This is a genomic window from Rhodococcus sp. WB9, from assembly GCF_007558985.1.
GTDB classification, from domain to species: domain Bacteria; phylum Actinomycetota; class Actinomycetes; order Mycobacteriales; family Mycobacteriaceae; genus Rhodococcus_F; species Rhodococcus_F opacus.
This window is the reverse complement of sequence record NZ_CP041769.1, coordinates 819,781-832,500: the sequence shown is the minus strand read 5'-3', so window position 1 is coordinate 832,500 and position 12,720 is coordinate 819,781. Positions and strand designations below refer to the sequence as shown.

General features: G+C 66.6%; 10 protein-coding genes and 1 tRNA gene (1 of these 11 only partly in view). 2 read left to right on the top strand and 9 right to left on the bottom strand.

What is annotated here, in order from left to right; genetic code table 11:
* The 6 genes from FND50_RS04010 to FND50_RS03985 form a co-directional block, all read right to left on the bottom strand.
* A protein-coding gene (locus FND50_RS04010; RefSeq protein ID WP_144284825.1) for a DUF3224 domain-containing protein crosses the window boundary here: on the bottom strand, positions 1-215 show its 5' portion. 199 nt of this gene lie to the left of the window's left edge; the window shows 215 of its 414 coding nt (coding positions 1-215); it begins with the start codon at positions 213-215; the stop codon falls past the left edge of the window.
* Positions 216-366: 151 nt separating this feature from the next.
* Positions 367-439 (bottom strand) — tRNA-Thr (locus tag FND50_RS04005).
* A 31-nt stretch (positions 440-470) separates the two neighbouring features.
* On the bottom strand, positions 471-1,685 hold the full coding sequence (locus FND50_RS04000; protein ID WP_005568358.1) for a DNA polymerase III subunit delta': 1,215 nt from the start codon (positions 1,683-1,685) through the stop codon (positions 471-473).
* Between the two features lie 52 nt (positions 1,686-1,737).
* Positions 1,738-4,656 carry a type I DNA topoisomerase gene (gene topA / locus FND50_RS03995; RefSeq protein WP_144284824.1) on the bottom strand — a complete coding sequence of 973 codons (2,919 nt, stop codon included), beginning with the start codon at positions 4,654-4,656 and terminating at the stop codon, positions 1,738-1,740.
* A 137-nt stretch (positions 4,657-4,793) separates the two neighbouring features.
* On the bottom strand, positions 4,794-5,378 hold the full coding sequence (locus FND50_RS03990; RefSeq protein WP_144284823.1) for a hypothetical protein: 585 nt from the start codon (positions 5,376-5,378) through the stop codon (positions 4,794-4,796).
* Between the two features lie 141 nt (positions 5,379-5,519).
* Positions 5,520-5,723 carry a cold-shock protein gene (locus tag FND50_RS03985; RefSeq protein WP_005248460.1) on the bottom strand — a complete coding sequence of 68 codons (204 nt, stop codon included), beginning with the start codon at positions 5,721-5,723 and terminating at the stop codon, positions 5,520-5,522.
* Between the two features lie 396 nt (positions 5,724-6,119).
* Between FND50_RS03985 and FND50_RS03980 the strand changes: the two genes are divergently transcribed.
* Complete coding sequence (locus FND50_RS03980) at positions 6,120-8,483, top strand: DEAD/DEAH box helicase (protein WP_144284822.1); 2,364 nt, start codon at positions 6,120-6,122, stop codon at positions 8,481-8,483.
* A gap of 11 nt (positions 8,484-8,494) precedes the next feature.
* On the opposite strand, the gene FND50_RS03975 is transcribed toward FND50_RS03980, so the two are convergent.
* Both FND50_RS03975 and FND50_RS03970 read right to left on the bottom strand, forming a co-directional pair.
* Positions 8,495-9,277, bottom strand: a complete 783-nt coding sequence (locus tag FND50_RS03975) for a CoA-transferase subunit beta (protein WP_144284821.1) — start codon at positions 9,275-9,277, stop codon at positions 8,495-8,497.
* Positions 9,274-10,194 carry a CoA transferase subunit A gene (locus tag FND50_RS03970; RefSeq protein ID WP_144284820.1) on the bottom strand — a complete coding sequence of 307 codons (921 nt, stop codon included), beginning with the start codon at positions 10,192-10,194 and terminating at the stop codon, positions 9,274-9,276. The genes FND50_RS03975 and FND50_RS03970 overlap by 4 nt, the downstream gene beginning before the upstream one ends.
* Before the next feature lie 110 nt (positions 10,195-10,304).
* Here FND50_RS03970 and FND50_RS03965 point away from each other — a divergent pair, with 110 nt between their 5' ends.
* Entirely contained in the window at positions 10,305-11,201 is an 897-nt protein-coding gene (locus FND50_RS03965; protein WP_005256139.1) for a LysR family transcriptional regulator, read from the top strand.
* Positions 11,202-11,210: 9 nt separating this feature from the next.
* On the opposite strand, the gene FND50_RS03960 is transcribed toward FND50_RS03965, so the two are convergent.
* On the bottom strand, positions 11,211-12,617 hold the full coding sequence (locus tag FND50_RS03960) for an MFS transporter (protein ID WP_144284819.1): 1,407 nt from the start codon (positions 12,615-12,617) through the stop codon (positions 11,211-11,213).
* Positions 12,618-12,720: the final 103 nt, after the last annotated feature.

Sequence of the window (12,720 nt, the reverse complement as noted above, 5' to 3'; positions counted from 1 at the left end):
CCTTCGAAGCTCTCCCACGCCGCGTAGGCGCCCGCACTCTGATCCTCGGTGAGACTGCCGACGAATCTGGTGACCGACCGGCCCTCGATATCGCCGGAGAAGTTCTTCACCATGTCGATGTCGCCCGGGGTGACGCCGGTGGCGACGGACGGACACCCGTCCCACGGGCTGAAATCACTGACGTCGAACGTGCTGGCGGCATGACGAGTGGACATGGTGTGCCTTCCGGGACGGAGAAGTGAGTCGCCCCAGCATCGCGGGAGCGATCCCGAACTTCTTGTACATATCCGACACGGCGAAGGTGTCCCGACCCCGGAGACGACTCTGGCCCTTCCCGACTGATCGGAAAGGGCCAGAGGACCGCTGAGCTGCCTGAGAGAATCGAACTCTCGACCTTTTCATTACGAGTGAAATGCTCTACCGACTGAGCTAAGGCAGCGGTGCCTTTCGGCGGTGGCGAGTCTAGCGCCTCAACCCCGAGTATGCGAAAACGGCTCCCTGAACGCGTCGCCGAGAGTGGCCACCATGGCATCGACAGCCCACTGCGGTTTGACGTTGACGGTGATCGCCTCGCGGCACTCGAGAACCGCTTCGATGCACTTCAGAAGGCCTTCCGGGGTTGTTCGCGAGGCGAGGTCGGCCGCGCGATCCGCCATGTCCGGATGGTTCGCGGCCGCGTTCGATTTCCATGCGACGGCGAGCGCGTCGCGATAGAGACCGGCCAGATCGATCAGTGCACGATCGAGTGCGTCACGGCCCGTGCGAGTGGCCCGGGACTTCTGGCGCTTCTCGAGATCCTTCAGCACGCCGGCCGAGCCTCGCAGGGCTCCGGCAGCACCCTTACCGGTGCCGCCCGCCCCCAGAGCCGTGCGCAACTCCTCGGTCTCCTGCTCGTCCCTGGCCGCGCTCATCTCCTTCGCCTCTGCGTCGGCGGAACGCACCAGTTCCTCCGCCGCAGCGAAGGCGGTAGCGGGCCGCAGTGCCGCGACAGCGAGATCCAAAGCGTCCTTACGACGCACCTTGGCGTTCAGATCCGTCGCCAGACGCCGGGCTCGCCCGACGTGACCGCCGCTGATCGAGGCCGCCAGTTGCGCATCGGCGGGATCCAGGCCGTCCCGCTCGCGCAGGACCTTGGCTATGGAGTCGGCCGACGGGGTCACGAGATGGATGTGCCGGCAGCGCGACCGCAGCGTCACGGAGATGTCCTGCGGGTCGACGGAGGGCGCACACAACAGGAACACGGTGCGATCCGGCGGCTCCTCCACCACTTTCAGGAGAGCGTTGGCCGCACCCTCGGTGAGCCGGTCCGCGTCCTCGACGACCACGATCTGCCAACGCCCGGTGCTCGGCCGGCGAGCAGCCGTCTGCACGATGGCACGCATCTCCTTGACGCTGATGCTCAGGCCCTCGGGGACGACTTGCCGGACGTCGCCGTGGGTACCGGCCATCGCGGTGGTGCAGGCGTGGCAGACGCCGCAGCCGGGAACGCCGTCGCTGGTGCATTGGAGTGCGGCGGCGAAACACTGCGCGGCCACCGACCTACCCGATCCGGGCGGGCCGGTGAACAGCCACGAATGCGTCATCGAAGAGCCCATCGCACCGACTCCACGACGGGCGGCAGTCGCCGCGGCCGTCAGCTCGGCCTCGACGTCCTCCTGGCCCACCAACCGGTCGAATACCGTCACCGCGCCAGCCTAACCGGCACGTGCGACAACCCAACCGGCCCGAGGTACCGGCTCACGCCTTCTTGTCCGCTGCCTTCTTCGAGGCCGCCTTCTTGGCCGGCGCCTTCTTGGCGGCGGTCTTCTTAGCAGCCTTCTTGGCGGGTGCCTTCTTCGCGGCGGCCTTCTTCTTGACGGGACCGCGGGCACGCCGATCCGCCAGCAGTTCCGAAGCGCGAGCGTCGGTGATGGACTCCACCTCGTCGCCCTTGCGGAGGCTGGCGTTGGTTTCACCGTCGGTCACGTACGGCCCGAACCGGCCGTCCTTGATCACCATCGGCTTCTCGCTGACCGAGTCGACACCCAGCTCACGCAGCGGCGGGGTGGCGGCGGCCTGACGTCCGCGACGCTTGGGCTCCGCGTAGATCTTCAGAGCCTCGTCGAGGGTCACCGTAAACATCTGGTCCTCGGTGGCGAGGGACCGCGAATCCGTCCCCTTCTTCAGGTACGGGCCGTAGCGACCGTTCTGCGCGGTGATCTCTTCCTTCGACTCCGGATCGACACCCACCACACGCGGCAGCGACAGCAGCTTGAGGGCGTCGTCGAGAGTCACCGTCGCCAGGTCCATCGACTTGAGCAGCGAACCCGTCCGAGGCTTCGGACCCGTGGACTTCTTCGCTGCCTTCTTCGCCGGCGCCTTCTTGGCAGCCGTCTTGGTCTTGGTCGTCCCGTCGCCCGATTCGTCGGGCACCGGCACCACGGCCGGTTCGGGCTCCGGTTCCGGCTCGGGAAGGATCTCGGTGACGTAGGGGCCGAAGCGGCCCTCCTTCGCCACGATCTCGTGTCCGGTCAGCGGGTCGACGCCCAGCTTGCGACCCTCCTGCGGGGTCGAGAACAGCTTCTCCGCGTACTCCGGTGTCAGCTCGTCCGGCGGAAGGTCGTCGGGCAGGTTGGCCCGCTGCGAGATGAGATCGCCGTCGGGGTCGTCCGGGTTCTGGACCATCCGCTCGAGGTACGGACCGAACCGTCCGACGCGGACGTGCACTTCGCGGCCCTCGGCGTCGTCGAAGAGCCTGATCGAGTTGACCTCGCGAGCGTCGATCTCCTCGAGGTTGACACCGACCATCTTCTTCAGGCCGCCCTCACGGGCAACCGAGCCCTCGGCGCCGTGATCGCCGCCGAAGTAGAAACTGCTCAGCCAGTTGCCGCGCTGTTCCCGGCCACCGGCGATCGCGTCGAGGTCGTCTTCCATCCCGGCGGTGAAGTCGAAGTCGACCAACCGCCCGAAGTGCATCTCGAGGAGGCCGATGACGGCGAACGCTACCCACGACGGGACCAGCGCGCTGCCGCGCTTGTAGACGTATCCGCGATCGAGAATGGTCTTGATGATCGACGAATAGGTGGACGGGCGGCCGATGCCCAGCTCTTCGAGGGTCTTGATCAGGCTCGCCTCGGTGTAGCGGGCGGGCGGGTTGGTGGTGTGGCCGTCGGGATCGAGCTTGGTGGCGGTGACCGCCTGGCCCTCGACGAGCACCGGCAGGCGCGACTCGGCGTCGTCGGACTGGCCGCCGGCCTCCTCGTCGACACTCTCCACGTAGGCCTTCAGGAATCCGGCGAAAGTGATGGTGCGTCCCGACGCGGAGAAGGTGCACTCCTCGCCGGTGCCCGCGGTTCCGGTGATCCGCAGGGTCAGCGTCGTACCCCGCGCGTCCGCCATCTGCGACGCCACGGTCCGCTGCCAGATCAGCTCGTACAGGCGGAACTCGTCGGTGTCGAGGCGGGAGTGCAACTGACCAGGGGTCTGGAACACGTCACCGGCCGGACGGATGGCCTCGTGCGCCTCCTGCGCGTTCTTGACCTTCCGCGTGTACTGGCGCGGTGTGTCGTGCACGTACTCGGCGCCGTACAACTCGGTGGCCTGCGCGCGGGCGGCAGCGATCGCCGACGACGACAGCGTCGTCGAGTCGGTACGCATGTAGGTGATGTAGCCGTTCTCGTACAGCCGCTGCGCGATGCGCATGGTCCGCTCGGACGTGAAGCGGAGCTTGCGGCCCGCCTCCTGCTGCAGCGTCGACGTCATGAACGGCGCGTACGGCTTGCGGGTGTACGGCTTGCTCTCGGCGGAGGAGACGGTGAGGTCGACACCGGCGAGGGACTCGGCCAGACGCTGCGCCCGTGCCTCGTCCAGAACCGTGACGGTGCTCGTCTTCAGCTGGCCGTCCGCGCCGAAGTCGCGGCCGGTGGCCACCCGGGAGCCGTCGACGCTCACCAGACGCGCCCCGAAACTGCGGGGGCTGGCCTCGGCGCCGGCGTCGAGGGTGGCGGAGATGTCCCAGTAGGACGCCGAGCGGAACGCCATCCGCTCGCGTTCACGCTGCACGATGACGCGGGTGGCGACGGACTGCACGCGGCCCGCCGACAGCCTCGGCATGACCTTCTTCCACAGCACGGGGCTGACCTCGTAGCCGTACAGACGGTCGAGGATGCGGCGTGTCTCCTGCGCATCGACCAGGTCGTTGTCGAGTTCGCGGGTGTCCTCGGCCGCGGCTCGGATGGCCGGCTCGGTGATCTCGTGGAAGACCATCCGGCGAACCGGGATCTTCGGCTTGAGCGTCTCGAGGAGGTGCCAAGCGATCGCTTCGCCTTCGCGGTCGGGGTCGGTGGCGAGGAAGAGTTCGTCGGCGTCCTTGAGCAGGCTCTTCAGCTCCGTGACCTTGGACTTCTTCTCCGGACTGACCACGTAGAGCGGTTCGAAATCATGGTCGACGTTGACGCCGAGCCGAGCCCACGACTCACCCTTGTACTTGGCCGGGACGTCTGCGGCTCCGCGCGGAAGGTCGCGGATGTGGCCGACCGACGCCTCGACGACATAGTTCTTTCCGAGGTACGGGGCGATCTTGCGGGCCTTGGTCGGCGACTCGACGATCACGAGGCGGCGAGGCTGGCCGGACGCTCCCGCCGCACCCTGTGCACTGCCGTTGTCCCCTTTAGCCACCTGTAGCCCGAGCCTTCCTGAAGTCGATCGCTGCCACTCGACAGTTGTGCAGACAAACCCTTTTATACCCGGTTCGCCTATTACTAGAGTGACATACCCGGAACCCATCCTCGCAGATCAGTACCGTCTACGCGGCTCTACACGTGGGGCCAACCGGTACGGTCGTCCAAATTTCCGGGCGCCTCACCGATGCTCTCGACGAGTCTGCCGAGCCTACGCCGACCCGAGATTCGGAGCCCCGGACCGGAGCCCCGGGTGCCGATCAGCGTCGGCGCGATGCCCGCTCTCATCAATGCCTGAGCCAACGGCGCGTGGGTATCCGGGGCGTGCGGATCGAGTCCGAGGACGAACCGTTCCCCGTCCGCTTCGCTCCTGCCCGACGCGAGAGCCCACACCCTCAACTGACGCCCCGACGGCACCCAGCCAGAGGGCACGGCCTTGACCGCTCCCCTCGTCCACTGGTCCGCGAGGGGCCGCAAGTCGACGACCGAGGCGGTGCGGACCAGCGGGCTTCCCTCGTCGCTGCGCGTGATCTCGACCTCGAGTCCGGCCTGGGCGATCAACTCCGCAATCGCCTCCGCCCGCCACTGGGCGTCGACCACGATCGAGATGCGCGCACGCCCGGCCGATGTGACCACCTGACCCGTCGCGGCGAGAAGACCGCACAGATCGGTGACTGCCGGCGGCATCGCCTCCGCGGAGAAGAAGGAGAGCTGGCTCACTGAAGTACCCCCTTATGCCACGGCACCGTTGCCGTGAAAACGACTCGTCCCCCACCGCCTCAGGCGATGGGGGACGAATCAGACGTGGTCACGAGGACCCCGCCTATCTGATTTACGTGTTCACGAATGTGAACGGCAGAATCAGACTGCGCGAACGCCGGTAGCCTGGGGGCCCTTGGTGCCCTGGCCGACCTCGAACTCCACGCGCTGGTTCTCCTCGAGGGTGCGGAAGCCGCTGCCCTGGATCTCGGAGTAGTGAACGAAGACGTCAGCGGAGCCGTCTTCGGGTGCGATGAAGCCGAAGCCCTTTTCCGCGTTGAACCACTTCACAGTGCCCTGTGCCATGCTTTTCCTTCTCTTTCTAACACCGGATTCGGCGGACAGCACATACAGTCCGCCGGGCCGGTTCCGACCGCTGTACTACTAGATTTCCCCCTCAGGAAAAGCAGAGCACCGCGTTCGCAACATCGATCCTGCGAACGTTCACTCTTTCAAGCCTACGAACACAGAAGCTGCGACCAGTTGTAGTCAACCATGAACTCCGCGAACGCAACAGTCGAAATCCGAACAATTCACACAAAAAGTTGATCTTGTAGCGAACAGGCACGAAACAGCGGATTCATGAGGGGGTCGCGACACCCCGGGCGACAGCCCTGGAGAGGCACTCGTTATCATCAAATGCGCAGGTCGTGGCGGTGTGGAAGCTACTCGCCCGTCCCCTACGACAGCCCGGAGACATCAGTGAGCACACCGTTTTCACCACGTGACGACAGTGGAAATACGGGCGAAACATACGGCCGAGCGCTACTGAACCGAGTCCTCGAGGGAGTTCCCCGAGACGAAAACCCGCTCACTTTCGCCGCGGAAATGCCTGCCCGGACTTCTCAGCTGTCGGAATGGCCGGCGTGGGCGCACCCGAGCGTCGTCCGGGCCATGCAGGAGAACGGGATCCCCCGCCCCTGGACCCATCAGGCCGCCGCCGCCGACCTGGCCCGTCACGGGACGAACGTCGTGGTGTCGACCGGCACCGCCTCGGGCAAGTCGCTGGCCTACCAGCTTCCGGTACTCACCACTCTGGCAACGGATCCGCGGGCGACCGCCCTCTACCTCTCCCCGACCAAGGCGCTGGGCGCAGACCAGCTGCGGGCCGTGACCTCGCTCATCGACTCGGAAGTCCTGGATGCCGGGGACGACCTCCGGAGCGTGTGCCCGTGCGTGTTCGACGGCGACACCCCACTCGAGGTGCGGCACTGGGCGAGGGAGAACTCGCGGTGGCTCTTCACGAACCCCGACATGCTGCACATCTCCCTCCTCCGGACCCATCAGCGATGGGCGCATTTCTTCCGCAATCTGGCCTACGTGGTGATCGACGAATGCCACTCCTACCGTGGTGTCTTCGGCTCGAATGTCGCGCTCGTACTGCGGCGGCTCCGGCGCATCGCGGCCCGGTACGGCGCCGATCCCGTCTTCGTCCTCGCGTCCGCCACCACGGCGGATCCCGGGGCGGCGGCGTCGCGGCTGATCGGCGCGCCCTGCGCCGAGGTCGTGGAAGACGGTTCACCGCACGGCCCCCGGACGGTCGCGCTGTGGGAACCCCCGCTCATGCGGGAGGTCACCGGAGAGAACGGAAGCCCCGTACGACGGCCCGCCGGTTCGGAGGCCGCGCGCATCATGGCCGACCTGATGGTCGAAGGGGCCCGCACGCTCACCTTCGTGCGCTCCCGCCGGGGCGCGGAGCTGACCGCGATGGCGACCAAACGCCTACTCGGGGAGATCGATCCCGAACTCTCGGCCCGGGTCGCGTCGTATCGAGCCGGGTACCTCGCCGAGGATCGGCGTGAGCTCGAGACCGCGCTCGCCGACGGCACGCTGCTGGGAGCGGCGACGACGAATGCGCTCGAGCTCGGCGTCGACATCGCCGGCCTCGACGCCGTCGTGGTCGCCGGGTTCCCCGGCACGGTGGCGTCGTTCTGGCAACAGGGAGGCCGCTCCGGCCGACGCGGCGAAGGTTCGCTCGTAGTCCTGATCGCGCGTGACGATCCCCTCGACACCTACCTCGTCCACCACCCGTCCGCGCTGCTCGACAAGCCCGTCGAGGCGACCGTCACGGACCCGAGCAATCCCTACGTCCTCGGCCCGCAGTTGCTCTGCGCGGCAATGGAACTACCACTGTCCGACGCCGAGGCCGAGGCGTTCGGGGCGATCGACGTCCTCGGAAAGCTGGCGGAGCAGGGCCTGATCCGTCGGCGCGCCCACGGCTGGTTCGTCACCGCCGGCACAAATCCTCATGGCGCAGTGGATATCCGGGGTGGAATCGGTACCCAGGTGGCAATTGTCGTGTCGGAATCCGGACGCATGCTCGGAACCGTCGACACCGGCCGCGCTCCCGCCACGGCGCATCCCGGCGCCGTCCACATCCATCAGGGTGAGTCGTACGTCGTCGACGAACTCGATCTCGACCAGGGACTCGCCCTGGTGCACGCGGAGGACCCCGACTGGACGACCTCGGCCCGCGAGACCACCGAGATCACGGTCACCTCCGTTCTCGAGCAGAAGCAGTTCGGCGACGTCGAGGTCGCGCTCGTCGAGGTCGAGGTGACCCATCAGGTGATCGGATACCTCCGACGACTGTCTTCGGGCGAGGTTCTCGACGCGGTCGAACTGGACATGCCGAGGCAGACCCTCCCCACCCGTGCGGTGATGTACACGATCACCCCGGAACTTCTGGTGCAGGCGGGTGTTCCGGCCGAACGCGTGCCCGGTTCGCTCCACGCCGCCGAACATGCCGCGATCGGCCTCCTGCCTCTCGTCGCGGTGTGCGATCGAGGCGACATCGGCGGCGTCTCGACCGCGTTGCACGCCGACACCGGACTTCCCACCGTGTTCGTCTACGACGGTCACGCAGGCGGCGCAGGATTCGCCGACCGAGGTCACGCCGAACTCACCCGATGGCTCGGCGCGACCCGCGAGGCGATCGAATCGTGCGAATGCACCTCGGGGTGCCCGTCCTGCGTGTACTCACCGAAGTGCGGAAACGGCAACGATCCCCTCGACAAGGACGGCGCGATCCGGGTCCTCACGGCGGTTCTGGCCTCGCTCGGCTGACGGTCTCCCGGTCAGCGCAGATACAGCCGAACCTTGTCGATCACATCGCGGAGCAGGTGAATCTCCTCGCTGGTCGGCGGGGCGGTGACCGTGAGATCGTCCGCGACCTTCAGCTCCCAGCCGGTCTGGGCTCGCACGTCGTCGACGGTGACCCCCTCGTGCACGCTGACCAGTTCGAGTTCGTCGAACGGACCCTGCCGCGACAGCACCCCGAGGTTCGTGAACACCTTCGTCACCCCTCGGCCCCTTGGCATGATCCCGTCACCTGCCGCCCGGGCCCGGACGGGACTCGGCGACGTGCAGAAGTCGAGTTCCGCGGGGAAAGCGCTCGGATCGTGTCGCCGCATCACCACGAAGATCTCGCCGGCGTTGGGCATGATCTCCACGGCGCCACCGGCACCGGGCAACCGGACCGTCGGCTTGTCCCAGTCTCCGATGATGCTGGTGTTGAGGCTCCCGTACCGGTCGATCTGGGCCGCGCCGAGAAATCCGACATCGACGTTGCCGCCCTGCAGCACGTAACCGAACAACGCCGACATCGATACAACCGACTCCGCGCCCGACACGACGACCGAGTCGGCGATGCCCTCGGCCATCGCGGCGGGGTGCGCGCCGCACACTCCCGATTCGTAGATCAGTTCGACGTCCGGGTTACTGGTCCGCTTGGCCAGATCGACGGCGAGCGTCGGGAGTCCGACGCCGGCGAAGACGCGCCCCTTCCCGGCGAGTTCGCGGGCGGCAACGGACACGATGACCTCGGTCGCCGAGATCGCTCCGACTGGTGCTGTGGTCATTTCCGGCTCCCGTAGTCGACTGGTTCGGAGAATCGCGGCTCGACGGCGAGGTCGTTCCAGTAGTCGCCGCCGAGTTTGTCCAGGTACTCGTCGTGATTCGCGGTGCCGTGGATCCACTCCTTCAGCCACGCCTGCAGGAGTGCGGAGTCCTTGCTGATCGCGGTCCAGCGTCGGTAGAACGCGCAGTCCCGGTCGTAGTAGCCCTGCACGTAGGACGGATGCGCCCCGCGCGGACAGACGACGACGGCATCGACCGCGTGAGAAGGGATCAGCGTGCGACTGGGGTCGGAGCGGACGACCTCGTCGTCGACGATCTCCTCGACGACCACGATCGCCTTCCCCGCGGCGTACACCGCTTCCTGCTGCACCCCGGAGATACCCCAGATCTGCACGTTGCCGTGACGGTCGGCGCGCTGCGCGTGAACGATGGTGACGTCCGGGTTCAGCGGAGGCACGACGAACACGGTGCCCTCCCCGTAGGGATCGTCGACGAGCCGAATTCGGGGATTGAGCCGCGGAAGGTCGCTTCCGGCATAGGAGCGCAGCGGAAAGAACGGGAGGCGCGCGGCGCCCGCCTGATAGCGGCAGACCATTCCGTAGTGGCTGTACTCCTCGACCTCGAGGGCCACCGGATCGTGGTGCTCGATACGGCGTCGCAACTCGTGCAGGGATCCGGCGGATCCGCTCGCGAAGAACGAGGCCACGAGCTTGGTGACACAACCGGCAGCCACGAGTTGATCCGACACGATGTCGGGAGTCATCCGGCACAGCGTGAGGTTCTGCCGCTGCTGCCGGATGATCTCGTGCGCAGCCGCGAACGAGATGAGATGCGAGAAGCCCTCGAGGCACACGGTCATGCCGTCTTCGACGTACGTTCCTATGGCTTCCGCCATGCTGACCACTTTGCTCATCGCCATGCCCTTCTCCGGAACGACGGGACGTCGCCTCGGGACCTTCCCCACCGGATTACCGCCGTTTGACTCAATAGTGTTGACAAATCTGTTGCCGGAACTGCAATAGTTCTCCCGTGGAGATTTCTCAGATCACTGCCTTTCTCGCGGTCGCCGAGGAGTTGCACTTCGGCCGCGCCGCACAGCGCCTGCACTCGGCCCAGCCGCCGCTGAGCCGCACGATTCGGCGACTGGAAAAGCAGCTCGGAGCAACTCTTTTCGAAAGAAACACGCGGAACGTCCGGTTGACCTCCGCCGGTGAGGCACTGCTCGGCCCGGCACGCGAGATCCTGGACGCCTGCCGGCTCGCGGAAATCGCCGTCGCCGCCGCCGGGCGCGGACAGGTCGGCCGGGTCCGCATCGGCTTCGCCGGAGTCTCGTCCCACCTGCTCATCGGGCGGTGGGCGAAACTCGTCCGGCACACCCACCCGGGTATCGAATTCGTCCTGGACAGTTCCGCTTTCGCGAGCGAAGCACTGAACAAGCTTCTCGACGGAACCCTCGACATCGGTCTGGTCCGGTGGATCTTCACCCCGCCGGGCATCGCGTCCCGCGTCATCCTCAACGAGGACTTCGTGGTGGCCCTGCCCACCGACCACCCGCTCGCAGGCAGGGACGGCGTTCGCATCGAGGAACTGGCCACCGAGCCCTGGGTGACGCTGCCCGCCGATCCCGGATCGGCGCTGCGTGACTCCCTGCAGAGGGCGGCCCACGACGCCGGTTTCACGCCCCGGATCGTGCAGAGCGCGCCGGACTCGATGGCGCTGATGGCGCTGGTGTCCGCGGAGGTCGGCTGCGCGTTGACCGTCTCCTCCGTGGCCGAGAACGTGAACAACCCGGATGTCGTGTTCCTCCCACTGGTCGGCGGTCCCAGCACCCTGCAACTGCGGATCGCGTGGCGAGCGGACGACGACAACGCCGCCTTGCGGGAAGTCCTCAGGCTGTCCGAGGAGGCATTGCCCACTCCGGAATGACCTGCGCGGTCAGGTGTGGGCTGTCGCACGGGCCTGCCCTGCACTCGGAGCGGTGTCCACCGCATCCTCTTCGACGTCGAGCTGCAGTTCGTCCGCGTCGGATTGCTCCGCGGTCGACAACCGGCGCGCGTCGAATCCGGTCCGGTTCAGCAACAACAGGGTGCAGACCAGGGAGACGGCGGCATAGCCGGCCGAAACGAATGCAACGCCGACGATGTTTCCGGACGAGTTGAGCATCCACTGCGCCAGCACCGGGGTGCCGCCGCCGACGACCAGCGAACACAGCTGGTAGGCCGCGGAAAGACCGGTGTAGCGGATGTTGGCGGGGAAGGCACGCGCGAGCACTCCGGCGATGGCGCCGTAGAACATCGAGTGCGGAATGGTCGCGAGGCACATCACGACGACGGCAATGGCGAAGTTCTCGGTCCGGATCGCGAAGAACATTGCCGGCATCAGGACGAACTCGGGAATCACCATGATGCACATGGCTTTCCGCATGTCGATCCGGGACACCAGGACGGCGCCGAACGGCTGCACGATGAACTGGACCACGAGGGCGATGGCGATGGCGCCGAGGAACGTGCCCCGGTCGTAGCCGAGTTCGCTGGTGGCCCAGGACAACGCGAAGGTGTTCTTGAAGTACGTCACCTGGGCCAGGGGCAGCGCGCCTGCACCGAGGAGGACGAGGACCCAATGCTTGCGCAGCACCTCACCGATCGGCAGTGCGACGGTCTTCTTGCGCTTCAGCACGGTCTTCATCGCGTCCGATTCTTCGAGCTTGAGACGGATGATCATTCCGACGATCACCAGGGCCGCGGAGATCAGGAACGGGATGCGCCAGCCGTAGAGCACGAACGCCGGGGTGGGCATGGCGGAGAGCAGGAAGAACGCCATCGTCGCCAGGAGGTTTCCGGCGGGCGACCCCTGCTGGGCGAACGCCGAGTACAGAATCCCCTTCCCCTTGGGTGCGTTCTCACTGGCGATCAGGACCGCCCCGCCCCATTCACCGCCCACTGCCACACCCTGAACGACCCGGAGGAACACCAGGGCGGCGGGTGCCCATATTCCGATCTGCGCGTAGGAGGGCAGGAGTCCGATTCCGACGGTGGCGGTGCCCATCATCATGAGTGTGATGACCAGCGTGTTCTTTCGACCGATCTTGTCGCCGAGATGGCCGAAGACGATGCCGCCGATGGGACGGGCGAGGAACCCGGCCCACAGGGTGACGAACGCGAGCAGCGTGCCCATGCCCGCCGGCAGGGTGTCGGAGAAGAACACCTGACCGAAGACCAGCGCCGACGCGGTGCCGTAGATGTAGAAGTCGTACCACTCGATCGTGGTGCCGATGAACGAGGCGATGCCCGCCTTCCGCGCCTTTGTCTCGGCCTCGGTCCGCTTCGGTGGTGCCGTGGTCATGTAATGCCCTCTCTCGCCAAAGGGAGTGGATGAAAACCAGCTCGCATCAGTGAGACTCGCATCACAGGATCCATGCCGTCCAATACTTCCTGAGCGGGGGATT